Here is a 20524-nt window from a genome sequence, read left to right on the forward strand (position 1 = left end):
CCACCTGCCCCGTGTGTCTCGCGGACATCGCGGGGCGCGTCAACGATCGGTTCAGGGCGAGCCCGGCCGTTTCGGCGACGGGTCCGTTCCCGACCTCCATCGAGGAACCTTCATGAAGAAGAGGAGAGGTGCACCGGATGACCACGACGGAACGCACGACGGGACCCGTGCCGGGACGCATAGCGCAGTCGGCGTTCGACGGCTCCAGGCTGCGGGTGATTCTGCTGCTCGACCTGTACGACGGGGCACAGGAACAGTTCCTCGAGGCCTACGAGCACATGAGCAGCAAGGTCGCGTCCATTCCCGGTCACATCCAGGACCAGCTCTGCCAGTCGATCGAGAACCCCTCGCAGTGGCTCATCACCAGCGAGTGGGAGAGCGCCCTCCCCTTCCTCGCCTGGGTGAACAGCGAGGAGCACATCGAGATCGTCCGCCCGATGCACAGCTGCGTCCGCGACACCCGCTCGATGCGTTACAGCGTTCTGCGCGAGACGGAGCCGCGCACCGAGCGCAAGGCGCGGTCCGGTCTGCAGGCCCAGGCCCGCGTGGGCGACGGAGTGGCCCGCCACGCGCTCACCTTCACCGTCAAGCCGGGCAGCGAGTCCAAGGTCGCGGAGCACCTGACCGGGTACGCCTCCCCCGAGGCCCATCTGGACGGGAACACGCGACTGCGCCGCACCTCGGTGTTCATGCACGGCAACCGCGTGGTGCGGGCCGTGGAGGTCGAGGGCGATCTGCCCGCGGCGCTGCGCCACGTGGCCGCTCAGCCCGGGATCCGGGCGGTCGAGGAGGCCATAGACCCCTACCTGGAACAGGAGCGGGATCTGTCCGAGCCCGGCTCCGCGCGGGTGTTCTTCACCCGGGCCGCGCTCCCCTCCGTGCACCACGTCCGCGCGGACGGCCCCGAGCCCGCCGGCCTGCGGCGGCACGCGCTGTACTACCCGGCCGTCGAGGGCCGGGGCACGGAGCTGGCCCGGTTCCTCGCCCATCAGGACGAGGCCGCGGCCGGCGACCCGGACAGCCCGGTCTTCACGAGTACCGTCTTCCAGCGCGACGACGTCGTGGTCCGCATAGTCGACGTCACCGGCGACCTCGACCGCGACCCCGAATGGGCCCTCGGCGTCAAGGGCGCGGGGAAGGCGGCGGAGCTGGAACGGCTCCTGGACGGCGCGGCGGTCGGCGTCGACGCCCCGCTGAACTCGGAACGCAACCTCAACCGGCTGCTGTCGCACGCCGTCATGCTGCCCGTCACCGACCGCGACGCGGCGGATTTCTGACGGCACACCGTGGTGACGTCCGCGGCTGCCCCGCCCGGACGCCCCCGCCCCACCCGGAGGTACCAACCATGTCCAAGCAGCATCCACGCATCGTGGACCTGAGCGAGACGGAACCCAACAGAAGGCGCGGAGGCGATCTCAGGACCCTCCTCACCCCGGCCACGGTGGGTTCCACCAGCGGCTTCATGGGTCTGGCCGTCATCCAGCCCGGTGAGCGCATCGGCGAGCACTACCACCCGTACTCCGAGGAGTTCGTGTACGTCGTCAGCGGCGCGCTCGAAGTCGACCTGGACGGGGAGCCGTTCGCGCTGCGGGCCGAGCAGGCCCTGATGATCCCGACCGACATGCGGCACCGCTTCCGCAACGTCTCCGACGCCGAGGCCCGCATGGTCTTCCACCTGGGCCCGCTCGCCCCGCATCCGAGCCTCGGGCACGTCGACACCGAGGAGAACGCCGGCTCCGAGGCCGGCCCCCAGCTGACCGTGGGCGGTCCGGTCGCGTCCGGGACCGGACAGGGCCGGCCTGCCGAACGCAGTGAGGCCATAAAGTGACCCGCCGGGTGGCCGTCACCGGTATCGGTGTGGTCGCTCCCGGTGGCACCGGGGCGACAGCGTTCTGGGACCTTCTGGCGGCCGGCCGCACCGCGACCCGCGGCATCACCCTGTTCGACCCGAGCGGCCTGCGTTCGCGGATAGCCGCCGAGTGCGACTTCGACCCGTTCGACCACGGACTCGATCCGGATCTGTGCCAGCACGCCGACCGGTACATCCAGTTCGCCGTGGTCGCCGCCGGGGAGGCCGTCCGCGACTCCGGGATCGACCAGGCCGACGGCGACCCGTGGCGCACCGCGGTGTCGCTGGGCAGTGCGGTCGGCGGCACCACCCGGCTGGAGCACGACTACGTCCAGGTCAGCGAGCACGGCACCCGCTGGGACGTGGACCACCGGGCGGCCGACCCCAAGCTGCACCTGGCGTTCCAGCCGAGCACGCTCGCCTCGGTGGTCGCCGAGCAGTTCGGCGCACGGGGTCCGGTGCAGACCGTCTCCACGGGCTGCACCTCCGGGCTCGACGCAGTCGGATACGGCTTCCACACCATCGCCGAGGGCCGGGCCGACGTCTGCATCGCCGGGGCGTCCGACTCGCCGATCTCACCGATCACGATGGCGTGCTTCGACGCCATCAAGGCGACGTCGCCGAACAACGACGACCCGGAGCACGCCTCCCGCCCCTTCGACGCGCACCGCGACGGGTTCGTGATGGGCGAGGGCGCGGCGGTCCTGGTCCTCGAGGAGTACGAGCACGCGCGGGCCCGTGGCGCGCGGATCCACTGCGAGATCGGCGGTTACGCCACGTACGGAAACGCCTACCACATGACCGGTCTGACCACCGAGGGCCTGGAGATGGCGCGAGCCATCGACAGCACCCTCGACCAGGCCCGTCTCGACCCCACACTGATCGACTACGTCAACGCGCACGGCTCCGGCACCCGTCAGAACGACCGGCACGAGACGGCCGCGGTGAAGCGGTCCCTCGGCGCCCACGCCTACGACACGCCCATGAGCTCCATCAAGTCGATGGTGGGGCACTCGCTCGGCGCGATCGGCGCGATCGAGGTGGTGGCCTGTGTGCTCGCCCTGCAGCACCAGGCCGTGCCGCCGACGGCGAACTACGAGACCCCCGACCCCGAGTGCGACCTGGACTACGTGCCGCGCACCGCCCGCCCCCGGAAGCTGAGGAACGTGCTCTCCGTCGGCAGCGGGTTCGGCGGCTTCCAGTCCGCGGTGCTACTGACCGGGCCGGGCGGGAGGACACCATGAGCAGCACTCGGCAACCCCGCCGCGCGGCCGTCACCGGCATCGGTGTGATCGCGCCGGGCGGACAGCGGACCGACGCCTACTGGAAGTCCGTCAGCGAAGGCATCAGCGTGCTGGACCGGATCACCCGCGAGGGCTGCGGACACCTGCCGCTGCGGGTGGCGGGCGAGGTCCGCTCCTTCGACGCGGCGGCCCTCATCGAGGACCGGTTCCTGGTCCAGACCGACCGGTTCAGCCATTTCGCGATGGCGGCTGCCGCCCTCGCCCTCGACGACGCCGGGATCGGCAGCGGTGATCCCGCGGAGCCGTTCTCCATCGGCGTGGTCACCGCGGCCGGTTCCGGCGGCGGTGAGTTCGGACAGCGTGAGCTGCAGAAGCTCTGGGGGCAGGGCCCCCGGTTCGTCGGCCCGTACCAGTCCATCGCCTGGTTCTACGCCGCGAGTACCGGCCAGATCTCCATCCGCAGCGGTTTCAAGGGCCCGTGCGGCGTGGTGGCGAGCGACGAGGCCGGCGGTCTCGACTCCCTCGCGCACGCCGCCGGGGCGGTCCGGCGGGGCACCGACACGATGGTCGTCGGGGCCGCGGAGGCCCCGCTGGCCCCGTACTCGATGGTCTGCCAGCTCGGCTACCCCGAGATCAGCACCGTCGGGGACCCGGACCTCGCCTACCGTCCCTTCACCGCGAAGGCCTGCGGGTTCGTGCCCGCCGAGGGCGGTGCGCTGCTCGTCGTCGAGGACGAGACCCGGGCCCGTGAGCGCGGGGTGCCGGTGCGGGCCACCCTCGCCGGCCATGCCGCCACCTTCACCGGCGCCTCCCGGTGGGAGGAGTCGCGGGAAGGTCTGGCCCGTGCGATCCGCGGCGCCCTCGACGAGGCGGGCGCCGCGCCGGAGGACATCGACGTGGTGTTCGCCGACGCGATGGGCGTACCGGAGGCGGACCGCGCCGAGGCGCTGGCGATCGCCGACGCGCTGGGCGCGCACGGCAGGCGGGTCCCCGTCACGGCGCCGAAGACCGGTTTCGGACGGGCCCACTGCGCGGCGCCCGTGCTGGACACGGTGGCCGCGGTGCTCGCGATGGAACACGGTCAGGTGCCGCCCACACCCAACGTGTTCGACATCTGCCACGACCTCGACCTCGTGATGTCGCGCGCTCGGCCCGCCGAGCTGCGCACGGCCCTCGTCCTCAGCAGGGGACTCATGGGCTCCAACGCGGCGCTGGTCGTGCGCCGCGGCGAATCCGCCCGGTAGGTCCGGGCGGGGAAGGAGCAGACACTCATGATCACCACCGAAGTGACCGTCGACGAACTGGCCGTCCTGATGAAGAAGGCGGCCGGCATCACCGTCGACCCGCAGGAGCTGAAGCAGGCCGTGGAGTCCCCCTTCGACTCCTTCGGCCTCGACTCGCTCGGCCTGCTCGGCATCGTCGGCGAGCTGGAGAACCGGTACGGCCTCTCACTTCCTCCCGACTCGGAGCGCTGCAAGTCGCCCCGGGAGTTTCTGGACCTCGTCAACAGCACCCTCAAGGCTGGAGCCTGAAAGTGGCAGGACACACCGAGAACAGCATCACCGTCGACGCTCCCTTCGACCTCGTCTGGGAGATGACCAACGACCTGGAGAACTGGCCGGACCTGTTCAGCGAGTACGCGTCGGTCGAGGTGCTCTCCCGCGAGGGCGACACCACGACGTTCCGGCTGACCATGCACCCGGACGACAACGGGAAGGTGTGGAGCTGGGTCTCCGAGCGCACCCCCGACCGGGCACGCCGGACCGTGCGCGCCCGCCGTGTCGAGACGGGCCCGTTCGCCCACATGGACATCCTGTGGGAGTACGAGCAGCTGCCGGACGGCGTCCGGATGAACTGGACGCAGGACTTCGCGATGAAGCCCGACGCCCCGGTCGACGACGCCTGGATGACGGACAACATCAACCGCAACTCGCGTACGCAGATGGCGCTCATCCGGGACCGGATCGAGCAGGCCGCCGGCGAGCGCAGGGGCACCGCGTCCGTCACCTCCCGCTGACCGCCGACCGATCCGGAAAGGACCGTCGATGCACCACGCACTCATCGTGGCCCGTATGGCGCCCGGTTCGGCGACGCAGATCGCCGATGTGTTCGCCGCCTCCGACCGGGGTGAACTCCCCCGTCTGGTCGGGGTGAACAGGCGCCGGCTCTTCCAGTTCGGCGACGACGTGTATCTGCACCTCATCGAGTCCGAGCGGGACCCGGCGCCCGCCATCGCGAAGGTGGCCGGACACCCCGAGTTCCGCGGCATCAGCGAACGGCTGGAGGCGTACGTCAGCCCGTACGACCCCCAGACCTGGCGCGGCCCCAAGGACGCCATGGCGCAGTGCTTCTACCACTGGGAGCGCGGCGCCGGCTCCTGAGCGCCGGCCGGAACAACCCCGAGGCCGCCGGTCCCGCGCATGTCGCGGAGCCGGCGGCCTCGGGGTTGGACCCGGCCGGCGCGGTGCGGATCAGCCGGGGGCGGTGCACTCGAAGGCGTGGACGGCGCGCTCCGGGCCGCGCGGCCGCGCGGATGCCCGCCAGGGCCCGGCGGGTGCTGTCGTCGTCCCACTCCAGGACGTTCTTGACGAGGTGGAGGTCCGCCCGTACGGGATGTGGCCCGGCCGCCCCCGATGTCCACGACGGAGGAGACGTCGCCCGGGTGGTCGAAGAACTCCCGGCCGTGGACGTCCTCGAAGACGTTGCCACCCGGGCGGACCGCTTCGTCGAGGAGCGGCCGGACGTTCCAGGCCCGCGGTTCGGAGCACCACAGGGCGATGCACCGCAGGGCGATGCACCGCAGGCTGTGCGGCTGGGTCTTCACCGCCCGAACGAGGTCGTCCACGGTCCTGGGGGTGTCGTCGGCTCCGGTGAGGACGATGCCCGTGCCCTGCAGGAAGGGGCGCCGGGGTGTGGCGGCGCAGTGCTTGTTGTCGGCGTGGAGGTGATCGTGGGTCACCCGCAGCTCACCGGCGGCGGACTTGGACCCGTCGCCCGCCACCAACACGGCGACGCAGTTGCCGGTGGCCTCGTTGTGGGAGACGGTCGGGTTCCGCGCCCGGAGCCGGCCGGGCAGACTCACCCCCCTCGGCCCGGAGGAACGGTATGACACCCCGCCACCGCTGATCACCCGGGTGAGCCGTGGCATCGGACCGCCCGGCCACGAGCTTCACGGTGACCTCCCGGGAGCGCCGCGGGCGGCCGCTGCCGGGCGGGACGCCGGTCATCTCCGCTGCGCGGGCAGCGGCGCGTAGTGGAACTCGATACCGCACAGCAGGACGGTCTGGCCGGGCGGACAGACGATCTCCCGTTCCGGCCGGTCGGCGGTGCGGCACCGCAGCCGGATGGGCGGCTGCTCGCGGAGCGGGCCGGGGACGCTGCGGATCCTGACCGATCCGTCGCCCTCGAGGAGCGAGGAGAGATCCACGGTGACCTCGCCGCGTCCCTGCAGGGGGATCTGCACGGGCTGCCGGTTGTCGACCCCTTCGGCGGACAGCAGGCCCCGGACCGGGCGGTACCGGCGCAGCAGCAGGACGGCCACCACGGCCAGGAGCGGCAGGAGAGCGCCCAGCGCGGCGGCCCACCGCGTCGGGTCGACGGTGACCTGCGCCGTCCCCCGCACCGTCAGGGACTCCCCGGCCGGGACGGTGGCCAGCCGTGGCCGCCGGTCGGTGAACCGCTCCGCGGCCCCCGCCACCGGGGTGCTGACCCGGCCGTCGACGGACAGCTGCCAGGTCTCGGTGCGAGGGCCGCTCCCCCACCCCTCGCGTTGGGCGGTGGTGGAGCTGAGCGTGATGTCGATGTCCCGGGACTCCCCCGGCTCGAGGTCGACCGAGCGGGGCAGGCCACCGGTCGGCTCGATGCCCTCGGGGAGCCCTTCGATCCGCAGGCCGGTGACGCGCACGGGCAGTGCGTCGGTGGTGGCCGTCAGCCGCAGGCGGAGGTCCGATCCGGCCGGTACCGGCCCGTCGCCGGACGCGCCCGGCCAGGAGACGGACACGCCCTTGCCCTTGTCTCCGGTCACGGCCCGGTCGGCCTGGAGCAGACGGGTGTCGTCCTGGGCCGCCGTCATCGCCTCCCGGGTCCGGGATCCCGACGCGTCGAGCATGCGGTAGCTCGGAAACACCTTGGCCAGGACCTGCTCGACCTCGGCGCCGGGGGCCAGGGCGATGCCGTAGCCGGTCAGGGTGCGGTCGGCGGGCAGGCCGGAGGCCTGTTTGCGCAGGGCGGGCCAGCCGCTCGCGGTGAAGTCGCGGTACTTGACGTCGTCGGGCGCGTGCATCTGCGCGTCGGACAGCAGCAGCACCCCGCCGACATCGGTGCCGGCCCGTTGCAGTCCGTCCAGGGCCTGTTCGAAGGCGCGCCCGAAGTTGGACGCGGGGCCGTCGGGGGTGGCGGGCAGCGCCTGGTCGAGTTCCGCGAGGGCCTCGTCGCGGGAGACCATGTCGCAGGCGCGCGCACTCCCGCTGAAGGGGATCAGGCAGACCAGGTCCTCGGGGTGCAGGGATTTCAGGAACGCGGGGAGCACCGACCGGACCTTGTCGTACGAGCCGTCGTTCGCCATGGACTGCGAGGTGTCGACGACGATCGCGTAGCCGGCGCCTCGGGTGCCCACCACCGAGTCCAGGAACTGCTCCAGGTCGCCGGAGTCCGCGGCGCGGGCGGGAGCGAGGGGGCCCGGCACGGGCCCCAGGGTCAGGAAGGCGGCGGCCAGTGCCGCGGCGAGTGCGCGCCGGGCGGGCCGGGCGGGCCGGGAACGGTTGTTGCTCATCGGTCGGTGCTCCCTCTGTTCCACTTCTTGGGCTTGCGCGGCGTTCCCGGTGCCAGGTTGATGTGGGCCATCAGCCGTATCCACCGCAGTTCCCGCACCCGCGAGCGGCGTGCGCGCAGGTCCCGCTTCGCCTCCCGGAGCACCGGCCCGGCCTGCCATCCTCCGCCGCTGTGGCCGGAGGCCCGGCCGGCCATGACCATGCGCCTGATCTCGTGCAGGATGTCCGTGGTGACGTCGATGCCGCACTGGTGCTCGGTGAGCAGCGCGCGTTCCAGATGGCCGAAGAGCGCGGCGCGTTCCCCGTCCTGGGCCTTCTCCCACCAGCGGCCGACCGCTTCGACGGCATGGCGGCCCACGGCGGATTCCAGGTCGAGGGTGAACGGCGCCCACATCGCCGCGATGTCCCGGGAGGAACGGGGCAGCCGGGCGGCGCGATCGAGGCGTTCCAGCGGGTCCGGCGCGCCGCCCGTCCGGGCGGCGCCGCCGACGACGGGTGGACGTCCGTGGCCCGCGCGGGGTCCGGTGGCCGCCGGAGCGGAGCGGGAAGGAGGGCCGGCGCCGGGTCCGGTTGCGGTGGGGGGGCCGGTGCCGGTGTGCCGCTCCGGGGCGGCCTGCCGCACGACCTGGTTCTCCTGCGCCCGGCGGGTGGCGCGCAGGTGTGCGTTGTGGGCGGCTTCGCGCTCGGAGAGCCGCTGTGCCTGGACGGCGCGCTCCCGCTCCCAGGCCGCCTGCCGTCGCCGCCATTCCTCGTCCCGGGCGGCGACGCGCCGGCGCAGGTCCGCGGCGGCCGCCGGGTGCGGCACCTGGAGGAGGGCCGACAGCACGACGGACTCGCCCTCCTGGCCGCAGGGCTCGTCGAGCACGGGCCCGGCGAGCTCGCTCACGAGCAGGTCCAGGAAGGGCTCCAGGTTCCTGTCCTGGAAGATCTGGTGCAGGCTCCGGGCGTAGGCGAGGCATGCAGCCTCGCGCCACGGGGGCCCGACGGGAGGAACGTCCACCAGACAGCTCAGGACGTCGGCCGACGCCCTGCAGTGCTGCCACACGTCCGGGTCCGCGGTGAGCAGGCCCCTCAGCGTACGCCCGTCCGGAGGCCCGAACGGGGCCTCCGGGGCGGCCTGGTCCGCACGGTCTGCGGGGGCGGCGGAGGCTGCGTGGGCGGCCGGGTCCGGGGAGACCGGCGGGTGTTCCGGAGCCCGCGGGTTCTCCGGGGTGTCCGGTGTCCCGGCCGGGGAGGGTTTCCGCGATCCGCCCCGGTTCCTGTTCCGGCCCAGGAAGGGAAGCCGGAAGGTGGCTCCGTCCTCGCCCGTTCGTCCGCCGTCCCCGGGCTCGGCGGCGACGGCGTACAGCTGCGGCCACAGCCACCCGACGGCCTCGGCCGTCCAGTCGGGCCGCCGTGCGCGGACGGTGGCGGTGAGCACATGGACGGCGTCCTCGGCGGTGGGACGCGGCTCGGCCCGGGACGCCCGCCTCGCCTCGCGCACCGACAGCACCGCCCAGGCGCGCAGCCAGGCGGGAGCGTCGGGCGCGGCCGGCGCGAGCGGGGTCAGCCAGTCCACGAGCCGCGCGGGGTCGGCCGATTCCCTCGCGAGCACCTCCAGGGTGAGCCGGCGCGAGTCCCAAAGGGCGCGCACCGCGTCGGCCCGGCCGTCGGCCACCCTGTCCGGGCCCAGCAGGCACAGGCACTCTGCCGCGTACCGCAGGCGCCGGCCGTCGGCAGGCTGTCCGGGGCCGGGCAGCAGCCGCAGCACCTCGGCCTCCTTCCGGCACTGTTCGACCAGCCGCCACAACGCGTGCAGCCTGGTGCGGCACGAGGTGCTGTCCACCGCGTGCGAGGCACCGCTCAGGACCACGTTGAGGAGGGCTTCCGCCATGAGCACGGACACCCGCGGTCCGGTCCTCTCGTGCGTCCAGTGGCGGTGCAGCGCCTCGTGCAGCTCCCGGCCCCCGGGTTCGACCGCGTAGGCGATCCCGCACTCGACGAGCCGCAGGAAGCCGTCGGAGTCCGTGTCCTCGCCGTCCGTCAGGCTGTTCAGTCCTTCGGCCACCACCTGGACGGACGGTTTCCCGGCCTCGACGGCGCTCACCGCCGCGCGGAACGGGTCCAGCCGGCCGAGGGCGCCGAGCAGCGCCCCGTGGTCGGCCGGCGCGACGGGCGCGTCGAGCCCGCGCAGCCCGGCGGTGACCGCGTCGAAGCCCACGACCTCGATCAGGCGGGTGAGTTGACGCCGGTAGTCCTCGGGCGGGCCGGCCGGCACCTGCGGCGGAGTGCCGAGCCGCACGCACCGGGCGGACGGCGTGTGCTCCGGCCCGAAGGCCAGCTGGGTGGGCGGTTCGTCGCCCCCGTCGACGCAGCTGCCCACGCGCAGCCCGCTGCGTACCCCGTACGGCAGGAGCCCGACGACGGCGTCGAACACGGCCAGCCGGGCCCGCGCGTCGAGCCGGCCGCCGCCGGTGATGACGACGGGGCTGCCGTGCAGCAGGAGCGCGGCCACGGACGCGGCCCAGTGCACGGCCGCCACCCACCGCTGCCCGGTGCCGGCGGTGCCGTGCACGTGGTCGGCGATCGTGTCCAGGCCTTCCGCCAGCCCCTCGACGGCCGGTGGGTGCACCTCCAGCAGGATGCTCTCGTCGTGCTCCGGTGGCAGCCCTACGGGGGCGACGGCGTCCCACAGGGTGGTGTACTCCACCCGCTGACGCACCAGTTCGGCGGAGTCCATGAGCAGGTAGCGCGTGGGGGCGACGGCCCGGTTCGCGCCGTCGCGCAGGGTGGAGGTCTCCATCACGGAGACGCCGGTCCACAGTTGGTCGGTGAAGGGCAGACCCACCACGGAGATCCAGGGCAGCCGGTCCTGCACGGCCGCCGCGGAGGGCGGGTTGCCCAGGCTCGCCGCGATGATGTACTCGGAGAACATCGCGCGGCGGGGCGCTCCCCCGGTGCAGTGCATCACGTCGTACTCGGCCAGTGAGCCCGCTTTCTTGCCGTACCAGGCCCACAGCGCCTCCACGGTGAACGCGTCGTTCACGGACGGCCTCCGTTCCGCATGCCCAGGAGCAGGGCCACCAGCGGTTCCATGACGTTGTACGGGCTGAGCGGGCCCACGATGCGCTCCGCCCCGTCGACCACGTTGACGTTCCCGAAGCGCCGCAGGTCGACGGAACCGCCGGGCATCGTGCCGAACCCGATCGCCGAGGAGGTGAAGAAGTGCAGGCGCGAGGGATGGACGTTGGCGCGCAGGGTCTGCCCCACCAGGCGCATGGTGCTGCCGTGCAGGTCGTCGGCGAGCCAGTCGAAGAATCCGGCGGGGTCGGACACCACGGGCACGCCGTTCGGCCCGAGGTCGGTCCAGCCGCCGCGCCGGGCCCGGTGGAAGATCTCCGGGTCGTCGAACTTGGTGAGACAGACCGCGAGGTGGTGCGGAAGATAGGGGCCGTCCAGCCGGTTCTCCTGCATGCACAGGCGGGTGATCCGGGTCAGGGCGCCGTTGAGAAAGGCGAACGAGTCGCTGTCCTTCGCCTCGCGCACCGGGTCGAAGAGGTAGACGAGTCCCTGGGCCCTGGCCAGGTGATCGATGCTCCGAGCGGCGAGGCCGTCGCCCCTGAGGTCTTCGTAGGCGCCGCCGGGCACGTCGAGCACGCTCAGCTCGAACTCCACCCGGTTCGCCGGCCGCCTGCGCCACAGGCGGCGCCTGCCGAAGGCGGTGCCGCTGAGGTCCCCGCGAAAGCGCCAGGCGTACGAGCGCACGGCCTGGGTGGCCCGGGGGAACACCCCGCCGATCGCCAGGTCCCGCGCAGTCTCCACCATGAACCTCTCCGACACGTCGTCGGACGGCACCACCTGCCACCGGCCGAACGGACCGGACGGGTCGAGCGCGGCGAACCGCAGGGCGCCCAGGAACGTGGTCTTGCCCGAGGAGGGACCGCCCCAGACCCCGATCCGGGTCTCCCCCTCCTGCTCTCCCGGGGTGAACTCGACCGGCGGGGCGTACGCCGGCTCGCTGCCGACGTACTCGGCCTCCCCGTCCGCCGTGTTCCGCTCGTACGTCCTGCTCGCCATTTCCACCGGTGGGAACCGGGGTTCGTCCGGCTTGTTCTCATTCATGGTGCTCACTGTCCTTCTGGCTGGGTGGTACCGCCGACGAGTCGATACGCGCGCCAGGGCGGCGGGCGGTTCCGAGGGCCGCCGGTGCGGTGGCGGGGTCGGTCAGCAGCCCGGGGGCTCCGGCGGGGCGCCCCAGGGCGTGGTCGACGCACGAGGCGATGTCTTCGGGGGTGTGTGTCCCGAGGGTGAACAGGTGGTCGCGGCCGAGGTCGCGCCAGATGTGGCGGAGCCGCTCGCGGGTCTGGGGACGCCAGCCTCCGGAGGTGTCCACGGCCGCCGCGTCGCGGACGCCGATGACGGTCAGGTCGGGACAGACCACCGTACGCAGCCGGCGCAGGGCTTCCTCGTAGTCGTACCGCTCGGGGCAGGGCAGGCTGAGGTCGGACTGCTGGCGGGCGGGGTGGGGCGGCCTGCGGGCCAGGACGAGCAGCAGGTGCCGGGCTCCGTCGCGCCAGTGCCGCCAGTGGGCGGCCGCGTGCAGGGCGTCCTCCAGCGGCGCACCGTAGTCGTGCCGTACGGGCCGTACGGGGAACCGGCGGACGGCCTCGGCGGCGGCCTCGGCGGAACCGGGGCCCCAGACGCTCAGCACACAGTCGCCTTCCGGTCCGGCGCGCACCGGCAGGACCTTGTGGTCCTCGTACCCGACGAGTCCGATCCGCAGGCCCGTCGGGGCCTTGGGGATCTCCCCACCGGGCCGGCCCGCCCCGGGGCCCGGCGGGACGGCGGCGCCGAGGTGACGGAGCACCGACCGCAGGAAGCGGACGCGGCGCTCGGACTCGGCCTGGGAGCCGCCGAGTTCGAGCAGGAGCAGTACGTCGGCGGCGGTGGCCCGGGGCGCGTCGGCGCCGGCGCCCGCGCCCCGGTCGGCGTCCGCGTCCGAGTCCGCGGCGGTGGAGTGCGGCAGCGTTCGCCCGGTCCGGCTGTCGGTGGACGACTCCGGTTCCGTGAAACGGAGTCCGCCGTGGCTGTCGAGGGCGACGGTGACCGTGGTCCGGCGTCCGGGCCGCACCCGTGTGCGTCCCGTGTGCAGCACCGGCCAGTCCTCGGTCCGGGCGCCCCTGGCCGTCACCAGCGGAAGGGCGAACACGTCGTCCTGTGCACGGTCGGCATCGGCGGCCGGGGGCGCCTTTGGACCCGCACGCGTGCTCGCGTCCCCGTCGCCGGCTCCATCCGCGTCCGCCAACAGCTCGACGGAGGCGAACAGTTCGCCTTCCTCGGGCAGCGTCGTACCGCCCGGGAAGAGGATGCGGGCCCCGGCATCCGCCCGCTGGTCCGGTGAGCCTCCCGGGGCGGGCCGGGTGAGCAGGGCGTAGCCGTGCCGCAGCGGAACCTGGCGGCAGACACCTTGGACGATGTCGTCCAGGGCGCGCGGGTCGGCGGCGTCGAGGAGCATCCGGGCCGCGGCCGGTGTCCTGGCCGTCAGGGCTCGCGCCGCGTAGCTGGGCCAGCGCCAGCCGTGGGCCTGGCCGACGAGGACCAGCGGGACGGCGCGGCCCTGTGAGCGTGCGGCGTCGAGGGGGGCCAGCATGGCGGCGAGGGCGCGGCGGACCGCGGGCTCCCATGCCTGGTCGGCGGCCCGGGGCACCCCGCGTGTCCCGTAGGGGGGTGTGACCCCGATGCCGCCGGCCAGCAGGAAAGCGCGTTCCGCCGTCGACGCGGGCAGCCAGGGCGCTAGGTCCGGCCACCTCAAATCGCCGCCCGGGGAGTTGTGCGTCCATCCGGTCCCCTGCGGGCAGCGGCCCAGCTCCCGCAGGGCCAGTCCGGTGGCGGAGATCCCGAGGACGCAGACGGCGTCGTACTCGCCGGCCGCGAGCGCGGTGAGCAGGGACACGGCGCCGGCGGGGCTTCCCGCGACGTCCCTCCGCTCCCCCGTGCCGATCGGGCCGGGGAAGCCGGACGGATCGAACGGGTCGGGGGCGTCGAAGGGGCGCGGGCCATGGACGGCCGTCGCGGGGGCGCGGCGGATCAGAGGGCTCAGCCGGAGGTCGACGGTGCCGCCCGGCGTCACGCCGCGGGAGCGGCCTTCGGCCGCCAGGTGCCGGGTCGCGAGGACGGCCGCGGACATGTCCCAGGACCAGCAGGCGGCGATCTCCGCGTCCCGCGCGGCCGGGCCGCCGGCCGCCGTCGCCTCCCCCGGCTCCCATCCGCAGGCTCCGCAGCGCCGTCCGGCCCCTCCCGACCAGCAGACGGGGCAGTGCCCGGGCGGCCAGGCGGCGGTGTACCCGGCATCCGTGGACCGCGGCCGGCCGTGCTCGGGTCCGTCGCGGCGGACGCGCGTCACGCGCGGCGCCCACGGGTCGCGGAAGGTCCGGCGCCCACGGGTGCCGGACCTGCGTCCGGCCACCTGCCACTCATCACGGTTCCCCCCTCGGGCCGCCGCCCCCGTCACCGCCCCGGGTCACAGAACCCCCGTTCACGGGGTGCGAACTGAGCACGCGTCAGCGATCGTAGCGGGGCACTCACCCCGTTGTCCGAGGAAAAGCCAGAATCCATCCTTCTCTTTCTTGAAATGCATGTACATCATGCAGTGTGGTGATATGACTGAATTCAGTCCGTGGCCGGACGACGGCCCCCTTCCAGGGCCAGCCGACGTACGGCGCCGTCGAGGCCGACCGCGATCAGCCCGTCCTCGACCGGCCTCAGCCCCGAGACGGAAGGCAGTTCCCAGCGCCTCAGCAGACGGCCGTCGTGGACGGCGAGCAGCCGGATCCCACGCTGGTCGGCGACGCACACCGCCGAGCCGTCCACCAGGATGTCCAGGGCGCATGGCGCCGCCCCACCGGCCGCCCGCGTCGTCCACAGCGGACGGCCGTCGTCGGCGCCCAGCGCGGTGACCGAGCCCTCCGTGGTCGCGACCACGACTGCCCGGCCGCACCCGACGGCGGCGAGGTGGACGGTGCCGCCGGCCCGCACCGTCCACACCGTCTCGCCCGTCGCACGGCACAGGGCTGCCACCGTCCCGTCCGCCCCCGGCGCGACGACGGCGTCGTCCAGCGCAGTCACCCCGGCCGGACCGGCGGCACGCAGGTGCACGCCCCACAGCCGGCCCCCGTCGTCCATCCGCCGGCACACCACCTGGCCGCGGTCGGTGCGGTAGACCACCGTGCCGACGGCGACCAGCGCTCGTCCTGTCACGACTCCGGCGTCCTCGACGGCCCAGCCGCAGTCCCCGGAACGGAGGTCGAGGACGCGCGCGCTCCGTCCTTCGGCGACGAAGAGGCGGTCCGGGTCGTCGCCGGGGGCACCGGACCAGCCCAGCGCGTGCACTCCCGCCGAGAACCGGTGCCGTGCGTGCTCGGGGCCGGCCGCGGCCAGCCGGACATGGTGCACCGCTCCGTCGGCGGCGCCCAGCACCACCGCGTCCCGCGCCGGGATCAACCCGCCCCGCACCGGTGCGCCGAGATCCAGACGCCACAGGGGCCGCCCGCTCCGGAACCCGACGCCGTACAGGACCCCGCCCGCCGTGGCGATCAGCACCATGTCCCCCATCAGCCAGGGGGGTACGCGCAGCCAGTCGTGGCAGTGCCAGACCCAACGCTCACCGGCGGCCGGTGCGGGTGCGCGCTCCTGCACGGACGCCGGAGCGGGCTCCGGTGCGGCCACCCGCACCGGTGTCGGCGCGTATGCGGGCACGGTCGGCGCGAGTCCGTCGCCGGTGCGGTTCCCGGGGCGCCACGGTCCCCGGCCCGCCGCCCGGCCCGTGTCGCGGCCTCGGGCCCGCTCGGTCTCCCGCTCCTCCGTCTCCTCCCACGCCAACTGGTCGGCGCGCGGCCCGATGAGGGCACGGAGCGTGTCCATATGGTGCCCGAACACATGGAGCGCCGCCGGCGGGTAGGGGATGCGGTCCGTGTCCGTCGTGCGGGCCAGCCCCGCGCGTACGTCGTCCATCGAGGGGCGCTCGGTGTCGGTGAACCGGAGGCACGCGGTGACGAGGTCACGCAGCGGACCGTCGCGCAGGCCGGTGATGTCCGGTGGTTCCGTCAGGGCGCGCAGCCTGATGTCGAACTGGTTGCGCCCGCTGTAGGGGGGGTGTCCCGTCGCGGCGAAGAGCAGGGTCGCGGCGAAGGCGAAGACGTCGGCGGGCCCCTGGGCGCGGCCGAGACCGCTCGCCTGCTCGGGGGCGGCGTACTGGAAGCTGCCCATGGCGTCCGCGGTGACGGTCAGGCTGGGATTGGCGGTGAGACGTACGAGGCTGAAGTCGATGACCCAGGGGCGGGTCGCGGTGACGAGCACATTGCTCGGTTTCAGGTCCCGGTGATAGAGCCCGGAGCCGTGCAGGGCGGCCAGCGTGCCGGCCAGTCGGCGGCCGAGGGCGAGCACCGTGGTCTCCGGCAGCGGGCCGGCGTCGTCGACCAGCCGTTGCAACGAGGGGCCGGGCACGTACCGGGTGGCCAGCCAGGGGCGGCGGGCGGCCGGGTCGGCGTCCAGGAGTTCGGGAATGCCTTCGCCGCCGGCCCGGTCGACGGCCTCGATCTCGCTCCGGAACCGGGGCCGCAGCCGCTCGGACTCGGCGACATCGGTACGGATGAGTTTGACCGCGGCGAACCGCTCCCGGCCGCCCGGTTCCTCCTGTCCGAGGAAGACCTCGCCGAATCCGCCCGCGCCGATACGGGACAGCAGCCGGAACCGCCCCAGCCGCCGGGGGTCCTCACTTCTCAGGGGCTCCATCGAGGACACCGGTCAGGCCTCCCCGTGCGCGTCGGCCCGCCGGCCCGTCCGGTGGCGCGACCCCTCGTCGCCGGGGAACGAGGCAGGGGCGGTGCGCCGGGCGAGCGCACGCAGCAGGCCGTCGGTGCCCAGTTCCTCCCGCAGCATCCACAGCCGGGCCAGATGGGCGCGGGCCGGCGACGAGACGGGCTCGGGCGGGGCGTCCTCGTCCACGACGCGCCGCCGTGGCGAGGACGCCTTGGTGTAGCAGATCCAAGGGGCGTCAGCGGTGGCGTCCGGGGCCCAGGTCGACGCGCTCAGCGTGGCCCGGTACCCGTAGGGCAGCAGGGAGGCGACGGCGTCGATGACGCCGATCCGGTCGAGGGCGAACCGGTCGCCCTGTGCCCGCAGGGCGAGCGGCGCCTCGAGCGCGACGGCGGCGACGGCCGCCGCCCAGCCGAAGCCGGCCTCCTCCACCCGCCGCGCGGTCCGCTCCACGGGGTCGGCCTGCGCCGTGAGCAGCACGGGCTGCGGCGTCCCGCTCTCCTCGGTCTCGCCGGGCACGGGCAGCTGCACGGGGCGTACCGCGTTCCACAGGGAGACCAGTCCCAGCCCGTGCCGGGCCAGCTCCTCGTAGGGCACCAGGAAGCAGCGGGTGGTGGCGGACCGCCGGCCCGAGGAGTCCCAGGTGGCCTCCGCGAAGCTGTTCCAGTCCGTCACGGAGACGGTGATCCACCTGCTGCCCGTGGCCTCCACGCCCGCGCCGCAGACACCGAAGGAGATCCAGGGCAGGACCTCGCCAGGACGTCCCGCGGTGGACCACGGCGGCGGGGTGCCGAACAACGAGGCCCTGATCACGCGTTCGAACCAGGCCGTCTCCGAAGGGCCGTCGCTGCACCGCAGGACGCGGTAGTCGCTGACGTCCGCCGGGAGTTTCGACAGCACCGCCCAGCGCGCGCGCAGACTGAGAGTGGGGGTCATGTCAGGTGCCTCCCGGCGCTCGTCCCAGGTCGATCAGCGGTTCCAGCACGTTCACCGGCCGGGCGGGACCGCGCAGCACGGGCAGGCCGTGTTCGTCGTGGGTGCGGTTCGAGCAGTCGTCCAGGTTCAGCGCGCCGGCGGCGCGGTGGAAGCCGATCGCCGACACCGCGTACCACCTGACGTGGTCCGGGAGGAAGAAAGCCTTCGTCAGCGCCCGTGCCCGTGCCACGTAGCCGGAGTCGTCCGCCAGCCAGCCGATGTAGTCCTCCGCGTCCGCGGCGGGCACGCACGGGTCGCCCTGCGCGTTCTGCCCGACCCAGTTGCCGCGCCGGGCGTTCTGGAAGACCGAGGGCTCGTCGAACTTCGTGACGCAGAAGGCGACGCGGTGCGGCAGGCGTCCCCGCACCAGCCGGCGCTGTTCGTGAAACTCCCGCAGCAGTCGCTCCAGGTGCGGGGCGAGGAACTCGGCCTGGGGACGGTCCCCGGTGGGATCGACCAGGATCACCAGATGCCCGGCACGGCCCAGGTGCTCGTGAATGACGCGGTTGTCGCCGTAGGTCTCCCATTGGTAGGTGCGGCCGCTGGCATCGCAGAAGTCCAGGGCGAAGTCGATCCGCTCCGGACGCCGCCCCCGCGTGAGCTCGGCGCGGAAGACGTACGAGAAGTAACTCGGGCCGGTCGTCCCCTCGGGAAACCGGCGGGCCACCGCCAGCGTGTTGGTCTGCTCCACGAGAAAGAGCTCGGCCCGCTCGCTCTCGGCGACGATGTTCCAGCGGCCCAGGTCCGGTGACGCGCCCGAGGCGGCCAGTCCCGCGGCGGCCAGGAAGGTCGTCTTGCCGCTGTAGGCGGCCCCCAGGACGGCGATCGTGCGCCTCGTCTGCGGCTCGGTGGCCTCTTTCGAGGTGTGAACCGCGGGCTCCCTGGGCTCCTTGGCCTCCTCGGGCTCCTTGGTGTCGGCGGACTCCGGTACCCGCAGGGGCGTGCGGTCGGGCGTGACGGGGGTGGAGGCGGGGGCGGCCTCGGGCGCGGGGACGGGCGGCGGGAAGCGCACCGGGGGCGAAGTCGGGGTCGGCGGCTGCGGCTGCGGTGATGGCGGGCGACCGGTCGGTACCGGGGAGTCGACCGCCTGTGGCTCGACCGCCGCGCTCCCGGGCGGCCTCCGGGTGGGGGCGGGGGCGCCCAGGACCGGCGGGGACTGTGCAGGAGCGCCTTCGCCGGCCGGGGGCGCGAGCCCGTCGAGCCCGTCGACGGCCGCCTCGATACGCCGCACCGCGTCTCCGTAGGCGGGACCCATCCCTTTCAGGATGCGCACCGCGATCTCCGCGAACGGACGGGTTTCCGGGTCGATCTGGCTGATCAGCCGGCTGTCGCGCGGCGACGCCAGCAGGGCGGGGAAGGCGAGCGCGGTCCGGCCCCGCATCCTGGCCACCTCGCTGGACACCCTGTCGAAGACCCGTACGGCCTCGACCCGGTCCATGCTCTCCAGCAGGATCTGCCGGGCGTTCCCGGTGAACTCGTAGGCCGGATCGTCCATCGGCGCACCGGATCCCTCCTGGCGACGCACCAGCAGCCCGCTGAAGAACACCTCCGCCAACGGCGCGGGATCGTAGGGCTCCTGACGCCACGTGCTGGTCACCATGTGCGTCAGCCACATGGTGGACAGGCTCAGCGGCACCACGGCGAGACTGCGCAGCAGTCTCCGGGCACGCCTGCCGGCGACGGCGTCGAAGTCGTCGAGCAGTTCGCCCGCGTCGGCCGGGTCCGCGGGCGCGGTGTCGGGGGCGGGTTCCCGGACGGCCTCGGACCGGGCGCCGGGCGCGAGGACCGGGCCGGAGGAAGGATCGTTCCGCTCCTTCCCCGGACCGGCGGCGACGATCCAGGCCGAGGCGGACACGCTGCGATCGTGCGCACCGGTGATCAGTGCGGCCCAGCGGTTCAGCGGACCGGGCGCGAGGGGCACGACGGGGACCGCGTGCGGAGGTCCACCGGCCGGGGGGCAGCCACCGGGCCACAGGTCGGCCGGCGACCAGCCGGCCGGTGTGAACCGCCGGGCGAGGCCGGTGAAACGCCGTGAGCGGGCCCCCTGGGACTCCGGATGGAACGTCACCGGCAGCGGGTCGATCCCGGTGCGCCCCCACAGGTAGCGAGGCAGCAGATGGACGATCACCACCGGTCCGTAACCGGACAGCAGGTGGACCTGCTCCGCCATCCGCCCGTCGTGCCAGCCGGTGCCGACGCCGTCGGTGACCAGGGCGATCAGGCGTCTGCCGTCGGGCTCCAGCAGCGTGCGCAGGCTGTTGGACCCGCCACCGGCGGTCGTCGGCACGGTGCGGGCGGTCCGCGAGTCCAGCCGGCTCACGGTGATGGACCGGAAGACGCCGTACTGGGCGACGGCCCGGGCCAGTTCGCGCAGCATCGGCGTCCACAGCCGCATCGACGAGCCGGTGTCGCACACGAGCGCGAGGTCGAAGTACGGTTCCTCGGCGGGCTCGACCATCGGCACGACCATGCCGGTGGCCGCGGCCCACTTGGCTGTGGCCTCCTCGTCCACCGCGGTCTGTACGGGCGAGGGGCCGGTACGGCGCAGCGGCCGAAGGGCGTTGCCCAGTTCCAGGCGGCCGGGCAGCATCCGCGGCGGCAGGGGCGCGTCGACCAGGGCGGTGGCCTCCCCCGCTCCGGTGAGCAGGGGCTCGGCTTCCGGCAGCCACAGGGCCATGCCGGCGGTCCGCTCGCCGGCTCCGGGGCCGGCGGCCGGCGTGGCCGGACCGGCCGGTGCCTGATCCGTCGGACGCGGACCGGGCCCCGGGCGGCGTGTCGGCGACGCCGGAGACCCCGCGGGCAGGCGTGCCGCCAGCCAGGCGGTGTCGAGCACTTCGCTCAGGCCGACCCCGTCGCAGTTCAACAGCGCCTGCGCGACCTCCGGTTGCACCGCG

Annotated in this window: 15 protein-coding genes; 7 read left to right on the forward strand and 8 right to left on the reverse strand. The window is 73.9% G+C overall.

From position 1 onward, the window contains the following. Positions 1-137: 137 nt before the first annotated feature. The 7 genes from ACFWVE_RS10845 (at position 138) to ACFWVE_RS10875 (ending at position 5474) form a co-directional block, all read left to right on the forward strand. Positions 138-1277 carry a SchA/CurD-like domain-containing protein gene (locus tag ACFWVE_RS10845; protein WP_384010636.1) on the forward strand — a complete coding sequence of 380 codons (1140 nt, stop codon included), beginning with the start codon at positions 138-140 and terminating at the stop codon, positions 1275-1277. Positions 1278-1345: 68 nt separating this feature from the next. Beyond that, on the forward strand, positions 1346-1828 hold the full coding sequence (locus tag ACFWVE_RS10850; RefSeq protein WP_384010639.1) for a cupin domain-containing protein: 483 nt from the start codon (positions 1346-1348) through the stop codon (positions 1826-1828). Next, entirely contained in the window at positions 1825-3093 is a 1269-nt protein-coding gene (locus tag ACFWVE_RS10855; protein WP_384010643.1) for a beta-ketoacyl-[acyl-carrier-protein] synthase family protein, read from the forward strand. Before ACFWVE_RS10850 ends, ACFWVE_RS10855 begins: the two co-directional genes overlap by 4 nt. After that, complete coding sequence (locus ACFWVE_RS10860) at positions 3090-4337, forward strand: ketosynthase chain-length factor (RefSeq protein WP_384010648.1); 1248 nt, start codon at positions 3090-3092, stop codon at positions 4335-4337. Before ACFWVE_RS10855 ends, ACFWVE_RS10860 begins: the two co-directional genes overlap by 4 nt. Positions 4338-4364: 27 nt before the next feature. After that, positions 4365-4625, forward strand: coding sequence for an acyl carrier protein (locus ACFWVE_RS10865; RefSeq protein ID WP_384010651.1), 261 nt, complete (start codon positions 4365-4367; stop codon positions 4623-4625). Positions 4626-4627: 2 nt separating this feature from the next. Continuing rightward, positions 4628-5110, forward strand: coding sequence for an SRPBCC family protein (locus ACFWVE_RS10870; protein ID WP_384010655.1), 483 nt, complete (start codon positions 4628-4630; stop codon positions 5108-5110). A gap of 28 nt (positions 5111-5138) precedes the next feature. Beyond that, a complete protein-coding gene (locus ACFWVE_RS10875) occupies positions 5139-5474 on the forward strand; it encodes a TcmI family type II polyketide cyclase (protein WP_384010659.1) in 336 nt (111 codons plus the stop codon). On the opposite strand, the gene ACFWVE_RS10880 is transcribed toward ACFWVE_RS10875, so the two are convergent. From ACFWVE_RS10880 to ACFWVE_RS10915, 8 genes are all read right to left on the reverse strand, one after another. Further along, the gene (locus tag ACFWVE_RS10880; protein ID WP_384010664.1) at positions 5444-6175 is read right to left on the reverse strand and encodes a hypothetical protein; all 732 of its coding nucleotides are present in this window, start codon (positions 6173-6175) and stop codon (positions 5444-5446) included. The genes ACFWVE_RS10875 and ACFWVE_RS10880 overlap by 31 nt on opposite strands. A 141-nt stretch (positions 6176-6316) precedes the next feature. After that, positions 6317-7864, reverse strand: coding sequence for a vWA domain-containing protein (locus ACFWVE_RS10885; RefSeq protein WP_384010668.1), 1548 nt, complete (start codon positions 7862-7864; stop codon positions 6317-6319). Further along, positions 7861-10887 carry a hypothetical protein gene (locus ACFWVE_RS10890; protein WP_384010671.1) on the reverse strand — a complete coding sequence of 1009 codons (3027 nt, stop codon included), beginning with the start codon at positions 10885-10887 and terminating at the stop codon, positions 7861-7863. Before ACFWVE_RS10890 ends, ACFWVE_RS10885 begins: the two co-directional genes overlap by 4 nt. Continuing rightward, complete coding sequence (locus ACFWVE_RS10895; RefSeq protein ID WP_384010676.1) at positions 10884-11963, reverse strand: hypothetical protein; 1080 nt, start codon at positions 11961-11963, stop codon at positions 10884-10886. The genes ACFWVE_RS10890 and ACFWVE_RS10895 overlap by 4 nt, the downstream gene beginning before the upstream one ends. Continuing rightward, complete coding sequence (locus ACFWVE_RS10900) at positions 11956-14307, reverse strand: hypothetical protein (RefSeq protein ID WP_384010680.1); 2352 nt, start codon at positions 14305-14307, stop codon at positions 11956-11958. The genes ACFWVE_RS10895 and ACFWVE_RS10900 overlap by 8 nt, the downstream gene beginning before the upstream one ends. Before the next feature lie 203 nt (positions 14308-14510). Further along, positions 14511-16631 carry a PQQ-binding-like beta-propeller repeat protein gene (locus ACFWVE_RS10905; protein ID WP_384010684.1) on the reverse strand — a complete coding sequence of 707 codons (2121 nt, stop codon included), beginning with the start codon at positions 16629-16631 and terminating at the stop codon, positions 14511-14513. Positions 16632-16643: 12 nt separating this feature from the next. Continuing rightward, the gene (locus ACFWVE_RS10910; protein WP_384010687.1) at positions 16644-17591 is read right to left on the reverse strand and encodes a hypothetical protein; all 948 of its coding nucleotides are present in this window, start codon (positions 17589-17591) and stop codon (positions 16644-16646) included. A 1-nt stretch (position 17592) separates the two neighbouring features. Beyond that, entirely contained in the window at positions 17593-20520 is a 2928-nt protein-coding gene (locus ACFWVE_RS10915) for an SAV_2336 N-terminal domain-related protein (RefSeq protein WP_384010691.1), read from the reverse strand. Positions 20521-20524: the final 4 nt, after the last annotated feature.

Origin of the sequence: Streptomyces sp. NPDC058632, assembly GCF_042717095.1 — a bacterium.
GTDB lineage: Bacteria > Actinomycetota > Actinomycetes > Streptomycetales > Streptomycetaceae > Streptomyces.

Coding starts and splice junctions, on each gene's coding strand:
- ACFWVE_RS10845 (WP_384010636.1), top strand. CDS start 138: ATGACCACGACGGAACGCACGACGGGACCCGTGCCGGGACGCATAGCG.
- ACFWVE_RS10850 (WP_384010639.1), top strand. CDS start 1,346: ATGTCCAAGCAGCATCCACGCATCGTGGACCTGAGCGAGACGGAACCC.
- ACFWVE_RS10860 (WP_384010648.1), top strand. CDS start 3,090: ATGAGCAGCACTCGGCAACCCCGCCGCGCGGCCGTCACCGGCATCGGT.
- ACFWVE_RS10865 (WP_384010651.1), top strand. CDS start 4,365: ATGATCACCACCGAAGTGACCGTCGACGAACTGGCCGTCCTGATGAAG.
- ACFWVE_RS10875 (WP_384010659.1), top strand. CDS start 5,139: ATGCACCACGCACTCATCGTGGCCCGTATGGCGCCCGGTTCGGCGACG.
- ACFWVE_RS10885 (WP_384010668.1), bottom strand. CDS start 7,864: ATGAGCAACAACCGTTCCCGGCCCGCCCGGCCCGCCCGGCGCGCACTC.
- ACFWVE_RS10895 (WP_384010676.1), bottom strand. CDS start 11,963: ATGAATGAGAACAAGCCGGACGAACCCCGGTTCCCACCGGTGGAAATG.
- ACFWVE_RS10905 (WP_384010684.1), bottom strand. CDS start 16,631: ATGGAGCCCCTGAGAAGTGAGGACCCCCGGCGGCTGGGGCGGTTCCGG.
- ACFWVE_RS10910 (WP_384010687.1), bottom strand. CDS start 17,591: ATGACCCCCACTCTCAGTCTGCGCGCGCGCTGGGCGGTGCTGTCGAAA.